17 protein-coding genes and 1 pseudogene are annotated in these 18,575 nt (G+C 65.9%); 8 read left to right on the top strand and 10 right to left on the bottom strand.

Annotated elements, in window-relative coordinates; all coding sequences use genetic code 11:
* Positions 1-90: 90 nt before the first annotated feature.
* Positions 91-576: pseudogene (locus tag AWC17_RS00260) on the top strand (transposase); the annotation flags it as partial.
* Positions 577-670: 94 nt separating this feature from the next.
* On the opposite strand, the gene AWC17_RS00265 reads toward AWC17_RS00260, so the two are convergent.
* The gene (locus AWC17_RS00265; RefSeq protein ID WP_047323846.1) at positions 671-1,342 is read right to left on the bottom strand and encodes a cutinase family protein; all 672 of its coding nucleotides are present in this window, start codon (positions 1,340-1,342) and stop codon (positions 671-673) included.
* A gap of 101 nt (positions 1,343-1,443) precedes the next feature.
* Here AWC17_RS00265 and AWC17_RS00270 point away from each other — a divergent pair, with 101 nt between their 5' ends.
* Entirely contained in the window at positions 1,444-2,106 is a 663-nt protein-coding gene (locus tag AWC17_RS00270) for a class I SAM-dependent methyltransferase (RefSeq protein WP_047323833.1), read from the top strand.
* A gap of 11 nt (positions 2,107-2,117) precedes the next feature.
* Here AWC17_RS00270 and mmpH read toward each other — a convergent pair whose 3' ends face one another.
* Genes mmpH through manT form a run of 3 tightly spaced genes read right to left on the bottom strand, consistent with a single transcriptional unit; the run spans position 2,118 to position 5,198 of the window.
* Entirely contained in the window at positions 2,118-3,194 is a 1,077-nt protein-coding gene (mmpH, locus tag AWC17_RS00275; protein WP_046182562.1) for an MMP endo-(1,4)-3-O-methyl-alpha-D-mannosidase, read from the bottom strand.
* Positions 3,181-3,939 (bottom strand): class I SAM-dependent methyltransferase, encoded by a 759-nt coding sequence (locus AWC17_RS00280; RefSeq protein WP_046182563.1) that lies wholly within the window; start codon positions 3,937-3,939, stop codon positions 3,181-3,183. Before AWC17_RS00280 ends, mmpH begins: the two co-directional genes overlap by 14 nt.
* The gene (gene manT / locus AWC17_RS00285; RefSeq protein ID WP_046182564.1) at positions 3,933-5,198 is read right to left on the bottom strand and encodes an MMP alpha-(1->4)-mannosyltransferase; all 1,266 of its coding nucleotides are present in this window, start codon (positions 5,196-5,198) and stop codon (positions 3,933-3,935) included. Before manT ends, AWC17_RS00280 begins: the two co-directional genes overlap by 7 nt.
* Before the next feature lie 456 nt (positions 5,199-5,654).
* Here manT and AWC17_RS00290 point away from each other — a divergent pair, with 456 nt between their 5' ends.
* Both AWC17_RS00290 and AWC17_RS00295 read left to right on the top strand, forming a co-directional pair.
* Positions 5,655-6,461 carry a DUF1906 domain-containing protein gene (locus AWC17_RS00290; protein WP_046182580.1) on the top strand — a complete coding sequence of 269 codons (807 nt, stop codon included), beginning with the start codon at positions 5,655-5,657 and terminating at the stop codon, positions 6,459-6,461.
* 83 nt (positions 6,462-6,544) lie between these two features.
* Positions 6,545-7,315: a glycerophosphodiester phosphodiesterase family protein gene (locus tag AWC17_RS00295; protein ID WP_141224374.1), complete on the top strand. Its 771-nt coding sequence runs from the start codon at positions 6,545-6,547 to the stop codon at positions 7,313-7,315.
* A gap of 103 nt (positions 7,316-7,418) precedes the next feature.
* On the opposite strand, the gene katG is transcribed toward AWC17_RS00295, so the two are convergent.
* The 5 genes from katG to AWC17_RS00325 all read right to left on the bottom strand — a co-directional run bounded on the left by katG (position 7,419) and on the right by AWC17_RS00325 (position 14,044).
* On the bottom strand, positions 7,419-9,602 hold the full coding sequence (gene katG, locus AWC17_RS00300; protein WP_167385529.1) for a catalase/peroxidase HPI: 2,184 nt from the start codon (positions 9,600-9,602) through the stop codon (positions 7,419-7,421).
* Positions 9,603-9,641: 39 nt separating this feature from the next.
* Positions 9,642-10,082 (bottom strand): Fur family transcriptional regulator, encoded by a 441-nt coding sequence (locus AWC17_RS00305; protein ID WP_046182567.1) that lies wholly within the window; start codon positions 10,080-10,082, stop codon positions 9,642-9,644.
* A gap of 84 nt (positions 10,083-10,166) precedes the next feature.
* A complete protein-coding gene (locus tag AWC17_RS00310; RefSeq protein ID WP_046182568.1) occupies positions 10,167-11,453 on the bottom strand; it encodes a L,D-transpeptidase in 1,287 nt (428 codons plus the stop codon).
* Between the two features lie 317 nt (positions 11,454-11,770).
* The gene (locus AWC17_RS00320) at positions 11,771-12,814 is read right to left on the bottom strand and encodes a class I SAM-dependent methyltransferase (protein ID WP_046182570.1); all 1,044 of its coding nucleotides are present in this window, start codon (positions 12,812-12,814) and stop codon (positions 11,771-11,773) included.
* Between the two features lie 57 nt (positions 12,815-12,871).
* Positions 12,872-14,044: a glycosyltransferase gene (locus tag AWC17_RS00325; RefSeq protein WP_047323838.1), complete on the bottom strand. Its 1,173-nt coding sequence runs from the start codon at positions 14,042-14,044 to the stop codon at positions 12,872-12,874.
* A gap of 367 nt (positions 14,045-14,411) precedes the next feature.
* On the opposite strand from AWC17_RS00325, the gene AWC17_RS00330 reads away from it, so the two are divergent.
* The 4 genes from AWC17_RS00330 (at position 14,412) to AWC17_RS00345 (ending at position 18,275) form a co-directional block, all read left to right on the top strand.
* Positions 14,412-15,752: a PPE family protein, SVP subgroup gene (locus AWC17_RS00330; RefSeq protein WP_085164109.1), complete on the top strand. Its 1,341-nt coding sequence runs from the start codon at positions 14,412-14,414 to the stop codon at positions 15,750-15,752.
* Between the two features lie 384 nt (positions 15,753-16,136).
* Positions 16,137-16,787 (top strand): C39 family peptidase, encoded by a 651-nt coding sequence (locus AWC17_RS00335; protein ID WP_231614255.1) that lies wholly within the window; start codon positions 16,137-16,139, stop codon positions 16,785-16,787.
* A gap of 265 nt (positions 16,788-17,052) precedes the next feature.
* Positions 17,053-17,334: a DUF732 domain-containing protein gene (locus AWC17_RS00340; protein WP_141224372.1), complete on the top strand. Its 282-nt coding sequence runs from the start codon at positions 17,053-17,055 to the stop codon at positions 17,332-17,334.
* 131 nt (positions 17,335-17,465) lie between these two features.
* Complete coding sequence (locus AWC17_RS00345; RefSeq protein WP_197083361.1) at positions 17,466-18,275, top strand: MOSC domain-containing protein; 810 nt, start codon at positions 17,466-17,468, stop codon at positions 18,273-18,275.
* On the opposite strand, the gene AWC17_RS00350 is transcribed toward AWC17_RS00345, so the two are convergent.
* On the bottom strand, positions 18,272-18,532 hold the full coding sequence (locus AWC17_RS00350) for a hypothetical protein (RefSeq protein WP_046182576.1): 261 nt from the start codon (positions 18,530-18,532) through the stop codon (positions 18,272-18,274). The genes AWC17_RS00345 and AWC17_RS00350 overlap by 4 nt on opposite strands.
* Positions 18,533-18,575: the final 43 nt, after the last annotated feature.

Below are 18,575 nucleotides of genomic sequence, written 5' to 3' on the forward strand. Positions count from 1 at the left end.
GACCTCTTTGCCACAAACAGGTTGCCCTGCAAGGGATCCGCCACCCACATCGGCATAATCCGGACATCGGCATAATGGATGTTATGCCGACGTCGGCATAACATCCATAAGCGGCGAAATGTCGCTGATCACCTGCCCGACAAGGAGCAGACCTGGGTGGATGCCAAGCTGGTCAAGGCGTTCGCTCACCCTGACCCCGACACCGGGCTGGCCAACGCTAAAAGCCTTGCTGCGCAACTGGATAAGAACTATCCCAGCGCGGCCTCGTCGCTACGCGAGGGGCTGGAAGAGATGTTCACCGTCGCACGGCTCGGCATCGACGGCCGCCTCGCCAAGACACTGACCACCTCCAACCCGATCGAGTCGATGATCTCGATAGCCCGAACGACCAACCGTAACGTCACCCGCTGGCGCGACGGGCAGATGGTGCTGCGCTGGACTGCGGCCGGCATGCTCAACGCCGAACGGTCCTTCCGCCGCGTCAAGGGCTACAAACAGATGCCCCAGCTCGTCGACGCCCTACGCCGACACGCCAATCACGACACCGGCACCGAAACTGTCGGTGCCGCCGCATAGAGTTCACCGTGGATCGTCACCAAAATTCCACGCGACTCGGGACATGCTCATGGCCGCGATCAAGAAGGCCTTGGTCAGGCCGGCCGTCCCGCACTCAGAGCTTGCCGGCGACGAAGTCGGCAGCCTGGTTGGCCATGCCGGCATCGATGTACGCACCGGCAAGATGCTGTGGCCAGTTCGCTTTCCAGGTGTTCGGGTCCGCCGGGTTGCAGATGGGATCGGCGCCGTGGCACAACTCGATGGTCCGGTCGTTGTAGGTCGGGTTGAAGTTCGTGATCGGACCAGCCCATTGGCTGCCGTTGCCGAACAACGCCACGGCGGCGATGTGCTGATCGGCGCCCGCGGGCAACGGGCTGTCGAAACCGAACGCGCCGATGGGCGCCGCGAGCACGACGTCGGTGACCGCCGCGCCCAGCGAGTAACCGCCCAGCACCAGCCGGGTGTTCGGGCAATTGGTGATCATGTCCTGGACATGGTGGCTCATGTCGTTGGCGCCCTGAGCCACCTCGGTGTCGGCGGGATAATTCACGGCGTATACGCCGATGTTCTTGTTGACCTTGGATCGCAGCGAACTGATGAACGCGTTGCCCAGCGCTCCCGTTCCGGGCGATTCCATTCGGCCGCGGGCGAACACCACCTGTACTGGGGGGCAGCTCGCGGCTATGGCATTGGGAATTGCGGACGACGGCAGCACAGCGGGCAATGCCAGCGCGGCCGCGGCGAGAACCGCCGCCAGGCCGAGGTGACCGAGTCTGCGGACGAACACAGCATGATCGTAGAGCGACGGCGACGCGGCCGCAGGCCAATGTTGCCGGTCGGTACGGACCACCCTGCTGGCGTGACGCCGGTGACCGATAGGTTCGGGGTGTGAGTCACACCGATGTCAGTTCAACCGAGCGCCTGTTTGCATTGGCCGAGCAGGTCCGAGGTTTCCTGCCCGCCGATGAGGGGCGCGCGCTGTACGACGCCGCGTTGCGGTATCTCGACGGCGGCATCGGTGTCGAGATCGGCACGTATTGCGGCAAATCCACGCTGTTGCTCGGAGCGGCGGCCCAACAAACCGCAGGCGTGCTGTACACGATCGACCATCACCACGGCTCCGAGGAACACCAGGCCGGCTGGGAGTACCACGATGCCTCGCTGGTCGACGAGGTCACCGGTTTGTTCGACACGCTGCCGACGTTCCGTCGCACGCTCGACGCCGCGGGGCTGGACGACCACGTCGTTGCCATCGTGGGCAAGTCGCCGATCGTGGCCTCCGGGTGGCGGTCGCCGCTGAGGTTCTTGTTCATCGACGGCGGCCACAGTGAGGCCGCCGCGAACCGGGACTTCGACGGATGGGCGAAGTGGGTGGCCGTCGGTGGCGCGCTGGCCATTCACGACGTGTTCCCCGACCCTAAAGACGGCGGGCGGCCCCCGTACTACATCTACTGTCGCGCACTCGATTCCGGCCAGTTCCGGGAGGTTTCGGCCACCGGATCGCTTCGGGTGCTCGAACGCGTCAGTGGTGAGCCGGGCGAGCAGATCTAGCCGGACTCACGTCACCGACCCGGTCCGGCCGCGACACATTCGCAATCGAAGTCGGTCTGCAGGCCCATCGGCAGTCCCTCGCCGCGGAAGATCCCGGCGCCCCCAGTGGTGTTCGACAGCGCGTCCGCGGCCAGGATCATTGCGGCTCCCGTCCAGGTGGTGCGCTCCTCGGGCCACCGTTTCCCGTCCGCGAATACCAAACCCGTCCAGTAGGAGCCGTCCTCCTCGCGGAGATGTTGCATCGCACCGAGCTGTCGATGGGCGGCCGACCGCTGGCCGATGGCATCCAGCGCCATCACCAGTTCGCATGTCTCGGCGCCGGTTACCCAGGGCCGGTCCACCACACAGCGAATGCCCAGGCCACCGACCACGAACTCGTCCCAGCGCTGTTTGATTCGCGCCGCCGCCTCGGGTCCGCGCAGGGCGCTACCAAGGATGGGGTAGTACCAGTCCATCGAGTAGCGGTCCTTCTCGGTGAACGCCTCGGGGTGCGCGGCTATGGCGTGCCCGAGCCGGCCCAGCGCCAGTTCCCACTCGGGCTGCGGCTCGTCAACCAGGGCGGCAAGCGCCAAGGCGCACCGGATGCTGTGAAACACGCTCGCGCAACCGGTCAACAGCGCTTCCGGCAGTGGACCGGTTTCGCCTCGGGCCCAACAGATTTCGCCGTAGCCGACCTGCAAGTCGATGACGAAGTCAATCGCCTTCTGCACGACCGGCCACATCTGAGCGGCGAAGCGCCGGTCGCCGGTGACGAGCACGTGGTGCCACACGCCAGTGGCGACGTAGGCGCAGAAGTTGCTGTCGCTGTTGACGTCTTCGATGACGCCCGCGCGGAGCTGGATGGGCCAGGAGCCGTCGGGCCGTTGAGTGCGGCGGCTCCAATCGAACGCGGCGCGCGCCGGTTCCAGCAATCCCGCGGCGGTGAGCGCCATCGCGCACTCCACATGATCCCACGGATCGGTGTGGCCCCCCTCGGACCAGGGGATGGCTCCCGATGACTCCTGTGTGGCTGCGATTGACAGCGCGGTTTGACGGCATTGCTCGGGGGTAAGGATTCCCGCGACCGAGGGTGGGTTAGACCGACGCAATTGAATATCCCACAGTCGCTTGGCTTTCGGCAGCCGGCCGTTTGACGAAATACATCGCCACGCTCTTGCCGACCAGCGGATTGAGCAGCGATTCCGCCAGCTGCGTTACCTTCGGCCGCTGCATCAGGTCCCACACCAGGAGTTTGTGGTACGCGGACACGGCCCGGTGATCGTTGTTCGACACGCCCACAGCGCATTTCAACCACCAGAATGGGGAGTGCAACGCGTGCGCATGGTGGGCATGCGTCAATTCCATGCCGCCAGCGAGGATTTTCGCGCGCAATTCACTGGCTCGGTAGATGCGTACGTGGCCGCCCTCGTTGCTGTGGTACTCGTCGGACAGCAACCAACACAACCGCTCCGGAAGCCAACGCGGCACACTGATCGCCAGGGTGCCGCCGACCTTGAGCACCCTGATCAGTTCGGCGATGGCGCCGTCGTCGTGCGGGATGTGCTCCAGGATTTCGGACGCGATCACGCAGTCGAATGTCTCGTCGGCGTACGGCAGCTTCAGCGCGTCGCCGAGCACAACCCTTGCCGACGCACCGGCCGGCGCCTCACCGGCTTCCGCCATCGCGCGCAGAATGGTGTCCACCGAACGCAACTCGGCCGCATCGCGATCGAATGCGATCACGTCGGCACCCCGCCGATACGCTTCGAACGCGTGCCGACCGGCACCGCATCCGACGTCGATGACCTTGGTGGCCGGCCCAACCCGTAGCCGGTCGAAATCGACTGTCAGCATTGCGCTTCGCCTTTGGATGCCGCCGGAGCGGCGTTACGGGCGATCGCCCGCTCGTACACCCGGACGGTTTGAGCGGCCACGGCTTCCCAGCTGAACACGTTGACCGCGCGGGTTCGTCCCGCCTTGCCCAGACTCCGTCGCTTTTCCGACGAGTCCAGCAGGTCACCGAGCGCGCGGGTGAGCTCGTCGACATCGGCGGGCGGTACCAGCTGAGCGCACGCGCCGTCGGTGCCGAGGACTTCGGGAAGCGCACCCACCCGACTCGCCACGATCGGCGTGCCGCTGGCCATCGCTTCCACCGCGGGTAGCGAAAACCCTTCGTAGAGCGACGGAATGCACGCGACTTCGGCCGAAGCGAACAGCGCGGCCAGTTCGGCGTCAGAAAGCCCACTGGTGATGTGGACGATGTCGGAGATGCCGAGCTCGGCGATGAGTTTGTGGGTGGGGCCGTTGGGCTCCACCTTGGCGACGAGCCGCAGCTCGAGATCCCTGCTGGTGCGCAGCCGGGCAACCGCCTGCAGCAACGTACGCACACCCTTGAGGGGGGTGTCGGCGCTGGCGATCGCGATGACCCGCCCGGGCTGCCGGGGACGCGACCCCGGCTTGAACAGCTCGGTGTTCACACCCAGCGGCACCACGTGCAGCTGGTCCGGCGAGACGCCGAAGTCGCTCACGATGTCCGCGGCCGACGACGACGAGACCGTCAGCAGGTCCGGGATCTGGCGCGCGACCTGCTGTTGCATGGCCAGGAATCCATACCAGCGCCGCACCAACGGTTTTCGCCACCACCGCGCGGCGGCCAGATCGAGCACCCGGTCACGGGTGATGGGATGGTGCACGGTCGCCACCACCGGTAGTCCCGCGCCGGCGATCGAAAGCAGGCCGGTGCCCAGACTCTGGTTGTCGTGGACCACGTCGAATTCGGCCATCCGGCCGGCCAGTAACCGCGCTGCGCGCATGGTGAACGTCCGCGGTTCCGGGAAGCCCGCGGTCCACGTGGTGAGCAGTTCCAACAGGTCGATCGAGTCGCGAATCTCGCTGGGCCGCGGCACCCGAAACGGGTCGGGCTCGCGGTAGAGATCCAGGCTTGGCACCTTGGTCAGGCGCACCCGCGGGTCGAGCAGGTCGGGGTAGGGCTGGCCGGAGAACACCTCGACGTCATGACCGAGTTCCACCAGACCGTGGCTGAGATGGCGCACGTAGACGCCCTGTCCGCCGCAATGGGTTTTACTACGGTAGGACAGTAGGGCAATTCGCATACTCAACTCTTCTTTGCTGGTGAATGACCGCGGAACAGCGCCGAACCCATCGCGGTCAACGGACTCCCGAGCTCCGTGACAGCAAACTGGACATGTGTCCAGACTATAGTTCGATGACCTAATCGAGCGCAACGAGCTCGGGTGGCACCGGCTCCCGTGTAAACGGTCTCACGGAAATGCGGCACGCAAAGATCATGCCACTCGGCCCCGAAAGGGATTGAACCGTTCGCGCCGCCCCGCGTGGGGCAGGGTATACGGCGTCATACCCAGCCGCGGATTAGCGGCCTTCGTGGGCGCCTGTCGGAGCCAAAGTTGCGACGTCATCGGGTGTGGAGGCGGGTGTCGGGCTTCGGTGGTCACCTGCCAGCCGGCGGAGAACCCCAACGCGCTGCTCGGAGCCGGCGACAACGGTGAGCTCACCAGCGTGACCGAGGCCGGGCGGTGTACCATCGCGCGGTGCAGGATTCGGCTGCATCAGGCGAACTCGGCGGGCGGCGAGCGTTCTCGAGGCGCGACGTCCTGCGATTTGCCGTCGCACCTGCTTTCCTCAGCTTCGGCACGCTGGCCGCCGACTTCGCGGGGCCAAAGGCATTTGCCGCCGACATGCGGCTGATCGATTTCGCCGAGCGGCGGATTCCGCCGGACGAGATCAAATCCGCGGGCTATGGCGGAGTGGTGAATTACGTGTCGGAGTCGCGGCCGGGAGCGAATTTCGAGGCAAAGCCCATCACCCGCGAGTATGCGGACGCGCTTCGCGCGGCAGGCCTTCAGATCGTCAGCAACTTCCAGTACGGCAAACCGGGTTGGCCGGACCCGTCGGACTGCACGCGCGGCTACGACGGCGGCGTGGCGGATGCGCAGACGGCCTTGCGGCTGCACGCCGCGGCCGGGGGTCCGGGATCGGCCCCGATCTTTTTCAGCATCGACGACGATATCGATGTCAACACCTGGAATAGCGTTGCCGTCCAATGGTTTCGGGGTATCAACTCGGTACTGGGCGTGGGCCGCACCGGCATCTACGGACATGCCGGGGCGTGCGGCTGGGCGATCCGAGACGGCGTCATAGGAAGCTCGACCACGCCCGGGCACCGGTGGGCGTGGCAGACGAAATCGTGGTCGCACGGGGAGCGCGAGCCCGCCGCGGTGCTCTATCAGGCCGTGGTCAACAGCCCGTCCAACCCCAGCCCGCTCCTCGGCGGGATCAACGTGGACATCGACGAGGTCCTGGCGCCCGACTTCGGGCAGTGGAGTTTGGATCGGTGAGCCGCGACGGCTGCCAGTCGTCCGCACGACGGCGTGGGCATCTGGAAGATATGTAGCTCATGGTTGATGGCGGCGTACCCACGGTGCAGTTTCTTCGCGGCGCCGGGCGAATCGCCATGGCTCACAGGGGATTTACGTCGTTTAGATGGCCCATGAACAGCATGGGGGCGTTTTGCGAGGCGGCGAAGCTCGGGTTTCGGTACATTGAGACCGACGTTCGGGCAACCCGCGACGGCGTCGCGGTGATCCTGCACGACCGCATGTTCAGATCGGACTCGGGTGCATCTGGCGCCATCGACCGGTGGTACTGGCGCGATGTCCGCCACCTTCATTTGGGTGCGGGAGAGTCGATCCCGACCCTAGAAGAACTCCTCTCCACGTTGCCAGACATGCGGGTCAACATCGATATCAAATCCGCGTCCGCCATCGGTCCTACTGTCGATGTCGTCGAGCGGATGAACGCGCACGACCGGGTGCTGATCACTTCGTTTTCCGATCGCCGTCGACGCCGTGCGTTACGTCTGCTGTCCAAGCGGGTCGCGAGTTCGGCAGGTATAGGCGCGTTCCTGGCGTTGCTGGCGGCGAAAACGCCGGCCGGTCGAGCGTATGCCTTGCAGGTGTTGCGTGACAGTGACTGCCTACAGCTGCCGCCACGGTTGGGCGGGCTGCCGATCATCACGCCCGGACTGGTCAGGGCTCTTCATGAGTCAGGACGTCAGGTTCACGCCTGGACAGTGGACGATCCCGACAATATGCACGCACTTTTCGATATCGACGTCGACGGCATCATCACGGATCGGGCGGACGTCCTTCGTGATGTTCTCGTTGCCCGCAACGAATGGTGGCCGCTCTAGCCCCGGCCACCCATTCGTCACGCCCGGCCGCGGCGGACATGCGACACCTCCGCGAGCCGATGGCCCGCGGAGGTGTCGGATTGTGCCGAAGTCCCTATCGGTCTTACTTCAGATCGAACCGGTCGTTGTTCATGACCTTGACCCACGCCGCGACGAAGTCCTCCACGAACTTCCCCTGGTTGTCGTCCTGGGCGTAGACCTCGGCCAATCCGCGCAGCACCGAGTTCGACCCGAACACAAGGTCATTCGCGGTCGCCGTCCACTTGACCGCGCCCGAAGCCCGGTCGCGGCCCTCGTAGACGTTCTCCGCGGTTTCCGACGGCTTCCACTCGGTGCCCATGTCGAGCAGGTTGACGAAGAAGTCGTTGGTCAACGCGCCGGGCCGGTCCGTGAACACCCCGTGCTTGACGCCGCCGTGATTGGCACCGAGGGCACGCAGGCCGCCGATGAGCACCGTCGTCTCCGGGGCGGTCACACCGAGCAGGTACGCCCGCTCGATCAGCAGTTTCTCCAGCGGAGCCTTCTCGCCGGGCCGGATGTAGTTGCGGAAGCCGTCGGCCCGCGGTTCGAGCACCGCGAACGACTCCACATCGGTGTTCTCCTGGGAGGCGTCGGTGCGTCCGGGCGCGAAGTGCACGGAGATCTCGTAGCCGGCATCCTTGGCCGCCTTCTCGACCGCCGCGGAACCCGCCAGCACGATCACGTCGGCCAGCGAGATCTTCTTGCCGCCCGATGCCGAGCCGTTGAAGTCCTGCTGGATCTTCTCCAGCACGGGCAACACCCTGTCGAGCTCGGAGGGCTCGTTGCACTCCCAGTTCCGTTGCGGCTGCAGGCGCAGCCGTCCTCCGTTGGCGCCACCGCGCTTGTCGGTGTTGCGGTAGCTGCCGGCCGCCGACCAGGCGGCCTTCACCAGCTGGGGAACGGACAGACCCGACTGGAGGACCTTGCTCTTCAGCGCCGCGATGTCCTTTTCGTCGACCAGCTCGTGGTCCACGGCCGGAACCGGGTCCTGCCAGAGCTGCGGCTCGGGAATCCACGGCCCGAGGTAGCGGCTGATCGGTCCCATGTCGCGGTGCAGCAGCTTGTACCAGGCCTTGGCGAAAGCCTCGGTCAGCTCTTCGGGATGATCCAGCCACCGCCGCGTGATGTCGCGATAGATCGGGGACTCACGCATCGAGATGTCGGTGACCAGCATCGTCGGTGCGCGCCCCGGCCCGCCGAACGGGTCGGGGATGGTGCCCGCACCGGCGCCGTCCTTGGCGACGAACTGCCAGGCATCGCCGGGGCTCTTGGTCAGCTCCCACTCGTAGCCGTACAGGGTCTCGAGGAAGGTGTTGTCCCACTTGGTCGGGGTGGGCGTCCAGACCACCTCCAGGCCGCTGGTGATGGCGTCCTTACCAGTGCCGGTGCCGTACGAGCTCTTCCAGCCCAGGCCCTGTTGTTCGATCGGCGCGGCCTCCGGCTCGGGTCCGACCAGATCGCCGCTGCCGGCGCCGTGGGTCTTGCCGAAGCTGTGCCCGCCGACGATGAGTGCGGCGGTCTCCTCATCGTTCATCGCCATCCGGCCGAAGGTCTCGCGGATGTCGATCGCGGCGGCGATGGGGTCCGGTTTGCCTTCGGGGCCTTCCGGATTGACGTAGATCAGACCCATCGTGGTCGCGCCGTAGGGCTGGGCGAGATCCCGCTTACCGGAGTAGCGCTTGTTGGTGCCCAGCCATTCGTCCTCTTCGCCCCAGAGCATCTCCTCGGGCTCCCAGACGTCCTCGCGGCCGAAGGCGAAGCCGAAGGTCTTGAAGCCCATCGATTCCAGGGCGCAGTTACCGGCGAAGATGATCAGGTCGGCCCACGAGATCTTGTTGCCGTACTTCTTCTTGACGGGCCACAACAACCGTCGTGCCTTGTCCAGGCTCACGTTGTCCGGCCAGCTGTTGAGCGGGGCGAACCGCTGCATGCCCTGGCCGCCGCCGCCCCGGCCGTCGAAGATGCGATAGGTGCCGGCCGCGTGCCAGCTCATCCGGATGAACAGGCCCCCGTAGTGGCCGTAGTCGGCGGGCCACCAGTCCTGCGAGGTGGTCATCACCGAGATGACGTCGGCCTTGAGCGCGTCGACGTCGAGCTTGGCGAACTCCTGGGCGTAGTCGAAGTCGTCCCCGAGCGGGTTGGACTGGGGGTTGTGCGGCTGCAGCGTCGACGGGTCGACCTGGTCTGGCCACCAGTCGCGGTTGGTATGGGGTGCATTCGATTTCGGTGTCGGGGCGGGAATTGTGGGGTTTTCGCTCTCGCTCACAACGTTCCTTTCGGGTGGTGGGGTAAATCGGGCTGCGATCTAGGAACCTGCAGTCGAACAGTCAGGGCACACGCCCCAGTAGATGACCTCGGCCTCGTCCAGGACGAAGCCATCTAGAACGTCGTGGTCGTCCGACGGGGTGAGGCAGGGCGCCTCACCGACCGCACAGTCGATGTCGGCGATGACGCCGCAGGACCGGCACACGACGTGGTGGTGGTTGTCGCCGACTCGCGACTCGTAGCGGGCGACCGACCCGGAGGGCTGGATCCGGCGCACCAAACCCACTGTGCTCAGCGCGCTGAGTACGTCGTATACGGCCTGGCGGGAGACGTCGGGCAGGCCGACGCGCACCGCCGAGAAGATGGTCTCGGTGTCGGAATGCGGGTGGGCGTCCACCGCCTCCAACACAGCGACCCGGGGGCGGGTCACCCGGAGATCGGCCATCCGCAGTCGCTCCGCGTAATCGGCCGTCGATGACACCGCACCAATATGACGCACTTATCTGGAACGAGTCAAGACTTTACTATGAAGTGCGGCACAACTACGGGTGACGAATGAGCTGCGTCACGTCGGCTTCAGGGCACTGCCTTTGCGCCAGTCCTCCCAGCTGACCGTCCAGTCGCCGTTCTGCGCCAGTGTCAACGGCGGGCCGCCGCTGTTGCGGACCTCGACCACATCGCCCGGCACCGAGAAGTCGTAGAACCATTTCGCGTTGTCGGCATTGAGGTTCAGGCATCCATGCGACGTGTCCTGATGACCCTGGGCCCACACTGTGGCTTCGAGTTCGTGCAGGTATATCCCGTCGGTGCTGATCCGCGTGGCGTAGTTGATGGTCTCGCGATAGCCCAGGCGGGAGTTTTTGGGCAGCCCGAACGTCGAGGAGTCCATCACGACCGGGTTGCCCTTGTCGAGCACGGTATAGACGCCCGGAGGCGTCCACAGCGAGATGCTCTTGCCGCCGACGTTCTCGGTGCCACCCATCCCCATCGAGGTGGGCATCGTGCGCATCAAGGCTCCGTTGTTGTAGACGCTGACTTGTTTGGTGGCGTCGTCGGCGATCGAGACGTGCGCGTCGCCGATCCGGAACGACACCTTGGTGTCGTCCTGCCCGAATAAGCCGTCGCCCAAGGCGATTCCGTAGACCTTGGCTTCGGCGGTGACGGTCGTGCCCGCTGCGTAGTAATGCTCCGGCCGCCAGTGGGCGGTTTGGTCGTCGACCCAGAACCACGACCCCTGCACCTTCGGGTCGGTGGTCACCGCCAGCTGCCGCTCAGCGGCGGCCCGGTCGGCGATCTGCTCGTCGAAGTGGGCCACGGCCACTGTTCCGACGCCGTAGGTACCGCCATCTTTGAGTGCGGCCTCCGAGGTTGTGGTGAACGAAACCTTGGTCTGGTTGGACGGTTTCAGGGTCGAAAAGGACGAAACTTGGCTCGAAGCAACACCATTGGGTCCCCGGCTGGTGACCGTCAGGGTGTAGGTGCGGCCGTAACCCAGCGGGACGGTGGGCTTCCAAACGGTGTTGTCCGGTGTCATCACGCCCTGCACCGACTTGCCGCTCTCGTTGACCATGCGGACGTCGGTCAGCGTCCCCGCGTCGGCCTTGACCATCACGTGTGCGACCGGGTCGACGTCGCGCGCATCGGGGCCGGGCGTGATCGTGACTTGCGCCGGTCCTGCGGTTTTCGACGAGGCGCTGCGGTGACCGCAACCACCGTCGAAGCAACCAAGCGACGCCGCGACCAAGACGGCGCCTACCACCACGACGACCACTAACACGGCGAGCAGCAATCGGCGGGGCCGACGATCACCGAGGATCCTGCGCACTGGCCGATCACTGGTGTTGGACATCATTGAGCTGTCGGACCCTTCGCGTTCTGTTGGTTGCCGGGTCGAAGTCGCTGCCCAGCACGACAATGCTGTCCATCAGATGCCACGGACGTGCGATTTTTAAACCGACGGGCGCATGCGCGGGAATCATGGCGTCATGGCCGACGACGAACTCGACGGCGTGGGAATGCCCGCTGCACGGGTCGCGCTTTGCGCCGGACGGCACCCTGTCGGAGGGGCCGGCGACCCGCGATTTGACCGCTTAAGGACCTTCGCCGAACGTGTATTCAGCGCGAAAAGTGCCAAATCCTCGCAGTGAATACCCGTTCGGCGCGAAGGACTCAGTCCGCCTTCTGGTAGACGAGCCAGCGCAACTCGATCGGCGAGTGCTCTCGCTCTACGTCGAACACGTCGAGGCCATTGGCCCATCCCTCGAACCAGCCCGTGGGCGGCCAGGCGCCTTCGGGCAGGTGCGCCTTCTCGTATTCGTATGCGGAATCGTCGGTAACCAGCTCGAGGGGTAATCCGGCCGCGGCGCTCGCCATCTGGTCGCGCGTGTAAATCATCGTGTTGCACTGTTGACCTAGCTGCACCGCAGCGTCGTCGGGGACGTACCCTTCGCGGGGCAAGAAGGCGTTGAACACCAACCGCCCACCGGGAGCCAGGCAATCGGCGGCGAGCTCGAACACGCCCCGCAACTCTTGGGTGGTCCGGAAGTCGGGTACCACCTCGGAGAGCACCATCAGCTGGTATTCCTCGTGGACGCTTTCCATTGCGGTGAAGACATCACTCTGAATCACCTGCACGGCCAGCGATTCGCCCTGCGCCTCCGCGCGCATGACCTCGGCTAGCTTGGCCGCCATCTCGACAGCGTCCACCGGATGGCCGCGGCGGGCCAGCGCCAGGGCGTTGCGCCCGGTTCCCGCTCCGACATCCAGCACGCGGTAGGCCGTCGGGTCAGCCGCTTCGGCGGCCAGCGCCAACACCCGCGCGTCGGGCTCGGTGCCGAACAGCGGCGGCGGACGGACGGCTACCCATTCGTCGTAATCGGCTCCGATTGTCCGCCATTCGGCTTTGACGCGGAAGTTCACGCTCGTCCCGAAGGGGGCGTTAAACGAGATGACGATGTCCGAACGGGGGGAGGCCTTGAAACCCTTTGCCAGCTCGGCCTCCAGCGCGGTCCTCAGCTGAGCGGACTGTTCGGGCGTGTGCCAGACGCCCAGGGTGGCACAGACGTTGCCGCACAACTGGACGTACTCGTCGATCAAGCTCGGGACGGCCGGCACCCGGATGTGGCCCTCGGCCGACGACCGGCGATACCACCGCCTGACCATCGCTTCGTAAAGCATCGACGGATCGAAAGAGCTAGGAGGCGGATCCTGCACCAGAACCTTTTACACGACCCGGCCGCTTTGCACCACCGGTCGGACGAACCGCGCCGATCAGGCCGAGCGGGCGGCGTCTTCGAGGAGGTCGGCGGCCTTGGCGACGCTTTCGGCGGGTTTGGTCATCGCGGTGGCGACCTCGCGGGCTCGAGCGGCGTAGTCCGTGGCCAGCAGGGAGTGCAGATCCGCGACCAGTGAATCGTAGGTCGATTCCGAAAAGGGCCTGGCGATGCCGACTTCCAGCTGGCTGACCGCGGATGCCCAGATCGGCTGATCGAGCCAGAGCCAGAGCACCAGCATGGGGACTCCGGCCCGCATGGCCGCAGCGGTGGTGCCGGCGCCTCCGTGGTGCACGATCGCGCGGCATGCCGGAAAGATGGCCGTGTGGTTGACCGCGTTGACGATCTTGGTATGTGCCACCTGCGCGAGTTGCGTGAAATCGTTTGCGCCGCCGCAAATCAACGCCCGTTCGCCCAACTGCTCGCAAGCCCCGCTGATCACCGCGACCGTCTCAGCGGGCGACGTGACCGGTGTGCTGCCGAAGCCGAAGTAGATGGGCGGCGGTCCGTCAGCGATCCACGACAACACCTCATCGTCGACATCGGTCGGCATATCCAGCGTCAGCGACCCTACGAACGGCCGTCGGTACCCGGATTCCGCCCATTCAGCCGCCGGCTCGGGCACGCATAGCTCCTCGTAGGCCTGGATCTCCAACACCTGTCGGGTCGACGATCCCGCGCCTTCGGGCAAGCCAAGCGCCTCGCGTTGTGCGCCTTCGGCCACGTTCGTTACGTACGCCTGAGACCCGCCGAGTTCCAACGCGCGCGCGGGGAAGAAGTGCAGCGCTGCGAACGGCATGCCGTAGAACTCCGCGACGTTGGCGGCCAGCCTCTGCTCGTTCATGCCGGCCACCAGCAGGTCGGCGCCCTCTGCCAACGACACCAGCGCCGTGCCCTTCTCCGCCCACACCTGGGTCACGCGTTCCACGAGTTGCGGCAGCGCGCTCATCGGATCCTGCACGCGGTGAACGAAATTCGTCGCCGCGTTGATCTGCTCTCGCGTGTCCGGCCCATAGGCGACGGCTTTCAGCCCGGCCGATTCGACGAAGTGAAGTCTGTCGGGCGGGACCGCCATGAGCACGTCGTGACCCCGGCGGAGCAGCTCGCGACCGACGGCGGCGCAGGGCTCGACGTCGCCCCGGCTCCCGTAGCCTGCCAGCACAATTTTCATGAACGACCTAACTCACGGTGGTGGTATCGATCCAATCAGACCGACCATGTGGCGAGGTCGTAGGACGTGACCCCGCCGCGCCGCACTGCCGACGCAAGGCCCATCCGCGCCGTTGACAGGCTCCCCCGGGCGATACGGAGGTAACTTATCGGTGATCTGGGCAGCCATTCCTGGTCACGGGCCATGCTCGAGCGTCTCAGGCGGACGCCGCACGGTCAGGGGACAGGACTCGGTCATCCGTCATTGCGGGACCTGTACTACTAGAAGGATCGAGAATTGTTTGCTGTCCGTTGGGCTACCCCAGTACGGCCAGCAACGATCCGTTAACACTGTGGCCACCCGTTAAACCGTCCGGAGGAGACGACTCATGGACTTCGCAGCGCTGCCCCCGGAACTCAATTCCGCGCGGATGTATACGGGGCCAGGGGCGGCACCTATGCTGGCCGCCGCGACGACCTGGGACGCGCTGGCCGTCGCCCTGCATTCCGCGGCGACCTCCTACCAGTCGGAGGTGGCGGCCCTGACCGGTGGGCCCTGGCTTGGGCCATCGGCGGCCGCTATGGCGGCCGCGGCCGCCCCCTACGTGGCCTGGACGAGGACCGCCGCGGCGCAGGCCGAACAGACGGCCAACCAGGCCAAAGCCGCGGCCGCCGCCTACGAGGCGGCCTTCGCGGAAACGGTGCCGCCTCCCGTTATCGCGGCCAACCGCACCCTGTTGATGTCCCTGGTCGCGACGAACGTCTTCGGGCAGAACACGCCGGCGATCGCGACCACCGAGGCGCAGTACTCGGAGATGTGGGCCCAAGATGCCGGAGCCATGTACGGTTACGCGGCGTCGTCTGCGGCGGCGACGAGGCTGACGCCGTTCGCCCCGCCCCAACAGAGCACCGATTCGGGCGGGTCGGTGAGGCAAGCGGCCGCCCTCACCCAAGCCACCGGCACCTCGGCGGGAAAGGTGCAAAGCGCCCTCACGTCGACCCAGCAAGCCTTCTCCGCGACACCGAATGCACTGACCAGCCTCGCGACCCCTCTCGACTTCGGCTTTGGCGGGCGGGACCTTTTGGGCCTGACGGCGGACCTGAGCGCGGTGTTCGTCGACCCAGAAATCGGGACGGCTGGGCTCGCCGCCGCCGTGGTAGCGCTTCCCTACGACGTTGCCGGCGCTCTGACCGGGTTCCACACCGATGACATCGTCAGCGGCTGGGCGGGGGTCCAGTCCTGGCCGGGGACAGCCCCGGTGCCCCCGACGCCCTTCCCGGTGATCACCAATCTGGCGGGCGGAACGGCGGCGACGGCCGGGCTGGGCCAGGCGAACATGGTCGGTGGTTTGTCGGTGCCACCGGGATGGGCGGCGGCTGCCCCGGCGGTACGCCCGGCCGCCCTGGGCTTGCCGGCCACCACCGTCGGCGCCGCCGCGCAAGCCTCGTCCACTGGCTCCGGCAGCCTGTTCGGCGAGATGGCCGCGGCGAGTATGGCCGGGCGCGCCATGGCCGGCACGACGGGTGCGGGGGTCGCGGGTCGTGCCGAACGGCTCAGGGCCTCAACGAAGAAGCCGGCACAGGACTCCGCAGCCGCGCCGCAGGTTCCGGCGGGCGGACCCATTACGAGCATCGCCGCCGAGCTCCGAGAACTGGCGTCGCTGCGCGACGCGGGAATCATCACGGAGGAAGAGTTCCTCGAGCAAAAGCAGCGACTGCTCCCACACTGAGCCCGCGTACACGACACGGTGGCGTCATTTCCGAGGCTGCAAAACGACGTCCAATATCGACAGATGTCACCAGCAATTGTTTTGTATGGTTTTTGTACGTCGATGCGTCACTTCTCGGGATCGACAGCGGCTGGAACCGATGAATTTTGTTGAGTAGATAAGCCCGCGTCACCGAGACGGCATTAGTCGCCTATAACCGCGAACCGAAGTGTTATCGTTTGCACGCTCTCAAGCTTTTCTGATCGAACTTCACGAGCGCCCATGTTCAGTTCCAGGACTGCGTCTGCGGCCCGCGCCGCGGTGGCGGCCGCATGCGTCTGTCTGGCCGGTGTATCCCTGCTCTCATCGTGTCGGCCGGCACCCCCATCGGCGCCGCGAGCTACCGTGTCGACGACCATCGTCAGCGTCCCCAGCAATCAGCCGCCGACGCAGGCGGCAGGCGGGGCGCCACCGGCTGAAAGCGGCATCTACGGCGATCCCGCTGCGGCCGCCAAGTACTGGCAGGCGCAGTCACTCGAGGACAACTGCGGGCTGATGTCCGTAGCCGACGTGGTCGGCGAGATCACCGGCCACGCGCCGACGGAGCAGCAGATGATCGAGCTGGGGGAGTCGACGCCCTCACAAACCAATCCCGGGCCAATCTACGCACCACGCGACGACCCAAGCCACACCAATGGCGACGGCGGCATCGAATTGGCCGACGCGGTAGTGCTACTCGACCACTACGGCATCAAATCGGAGATGACCTACGCGGCCCACCCGGATCAGACCGGACTACCCGCGCTGGAGCGGTACCTCGCCAATAATCGCAAGGTCATCGCCTGGGTCAACTCCGCCGCCATCTGGAACACCAGCGACCAGCGCACCAAGGCCGACCACTTCCTGGTCGTCACCGGGATCGACACCAATAAGGAGGTCGTCCACCTCAACGACCCCGGCGCCGACCACCCCGACGAACAGGTCACCATCCCGACCTTCATGGCCAGCTGGCAAACCGGAAGGGACTCGATCGTCGTCACCACGCCGGCCGGCTGAGCGCCGTGCGGATAAGCCCCGCACCGGTGGGAGCACCGGACGTAACGTTGCGCGCCGATCCGGCACCGACGCGCCGATAAACATTCCCCAGAATGCGGTCAGAGGTCAGCCGATCAACTCGTTCCGCAAGGTTCATGGCAATTTTCCTATATTTAATAATCGCGGCCGCGCTCACTCATATACTGACGCCACCTCCACACCGACAACAAAAGAAGGGCACGAAATGCTTCCACCGCGTTGGCTGGCCAGACTGACAATTCCCGTCATGGTTGGCGCTGCCCTGACTGCAACCACCGCTATTGCATCGGCCGACAGCACGGACGACGCATACATCGCGAAACTGCACAACCTTGGATTCACGTGGCCCTCGTCGAGTGACTCCGACATGATCGCAATGGGGCATGCGGTCTGCGCGGACCGGATGGCCGGCAAAACGCCGGATGCGATTGCCGCCGACTTGCACTCCAGCATGAGCGCGAAGGGCTTCACCTTCGCGGACATGACCGGCTGGGTCAGCGCGGCGGAATCGACCTACTGCCCGGGCTAATCGCTTCCTGACCCACCACCGGTTTTCCCGCTCTTCCGGCATATTCTGAGCGGGATAGTTCGTGTGGTGTCGCCGAGTGGGGATGGGCAGTGGAGGGTTCGACGGCCTTTTCAGGTCCCGCCGAGGTGGACATGCGGGTGCAGAGCCTGCTCCGCTACCCGGTGAAGTCGATGCTCGGCGAAACCGTGCCCAGCTTGTTCGTCGACGAGCACGGCGCCGAGGGGGACCGCCGGCTGGCGCTGCTGGACGCCACCACCGGGCATGTGGCCAGCGCCAAGAATGCCCGGCTGTGGCGCGGCCTGCTCAAGTGCACCGCCAACGGGGAAGCCGGGCGGGTGAAGATCGGGCTGCCCGACGGGACCAGTGTGGCGGCCGACGACCCAGGTATCGACGACCTGCTCTCGCGGCTGATGGGGCGAGCGGTCCGACTGATCGCCCAGCGCCCCCACGGCGCCACGTTGGTGCGCCCGGATCCGGAGAAGCTGCTCGAGCTGGGACTGGACGCCGAGGTCAGCGGCCGCATTCTGGAAATCGCCCAGGCGACACCGGGTGACGCGTTCACCGACGAGGCCCCACTGCACGCGATTACGACGGCCACGCTGGAGCACATCGGCGTCGAGGCGCTGCGGTACCGCCCCAACGTTGTGATCAAGACGCCACCGGGCCATCCGCCCTACGCCGAAAACGATTGGGTCGGCAGGGAAATCGCCGTCGGCGATGCGCTACTGCGCGTCCTGACGGCGACATCCCGATGCGTCGTGCCGACGCTCGAGCACGGCCCACTGCCGCGCGCTCCACAGGCGCTCCGCACACCTGCAGCCGAGAACCGTTGGGACACAGGTGGTCACGGCGCTCAGCCGTGTGCAGGTGCTTATCTCGCGGTCGTGGCGGAGGGCGTCATCCATGTCGGCGACCGCGTCACCATCGGCGCCGTTGCCTAGACTTCGGTGTGCGGGGTGGGGCTTTGCGCAGATTCCCACTTCGACTCCAGCGACCTCGTCACCGTGGTGCCGGCGGCCAGGTCGAGCTGGAAGGTCTCACCGTCGTCATCCTGGAACGTGACGACGTAGCCAGCGTCGGTGGAGTCTTTGAAGACGACTTTGTAGGGCTGTTCACCAGAGCCGCGGTCGACGGCGATGATGTCGCCCGGGGTGACGTCGTCGATTAGACGGTATGACGAGGCTGGGGCCTCGCACACATGTGAACGTGGGTTGCCGACAGGGTGGTCCTGGCCGGTAGAG

Source organism: Mycobacterium nebraskense (assembly GCF_002102255.1).
Classification (GTDB): domain Bacteria; phylum Actinomycetota; class Actinomycetes; order Mycobacteriales; family Mycobacteriaceae; genus Mycobacterium; species Mycobacterium nebraskense.

Excerpts from the sequence above, each read along its gene's own strand:
- manT (WP_046182564.1), bottom strand. The coding sequence starts at position 5,198 with ATGCGAATTGCCCTACTGTCCTACCGTAGTAAAACCCATTGCGGCGGA.
- AWC17_RS00330 (WP_085164109.1), top strand. The coding sequence starts at position 14,412 with ATGGACTTCGCAGCGCTGCCCCCGGAACTCAATTCCGCGCGGATGTAT.
- AWC17_RS00325 (WP_047323838.1), bottom strand. The coding sequence starts at position 14,044 with ATGAAAATTGTGCTGGCAGGCTACGGGAGCCGGGGCGACGTCGAGCCC.
- AWC17_RS00310 (WP_046182568.1), bottom strand. The coding sequence starts at position 11,453 with ATGATGTCCAACACCAGTGATCGGCCAGTGCGCAGGATCCTCGGTGAT.
- AWC17_RS00340 (WP_141224372.1), top strand. The coding sequence starts at position 17,053 with ATGGTTGGCGCTGCCCTGACTGCAACCACCGCTATTGCATCGGCCGAC.
- AWC17_RS00280 (WP_046182563.1), bottom strand. The coding sequence starts at position 3,939 with ATGCTGACAGTCGATTTCGACCGGCTACGGGTTGGGCCGGCCACCAAG.
- AWC17_RS00345 (WP_197083361.1), top strand. The coding sequence starts at position 17,466 with ATGCGGGTGCAGAGCCTGCTCCGCTACCCGGTGAAGTCGATGCTCGGC.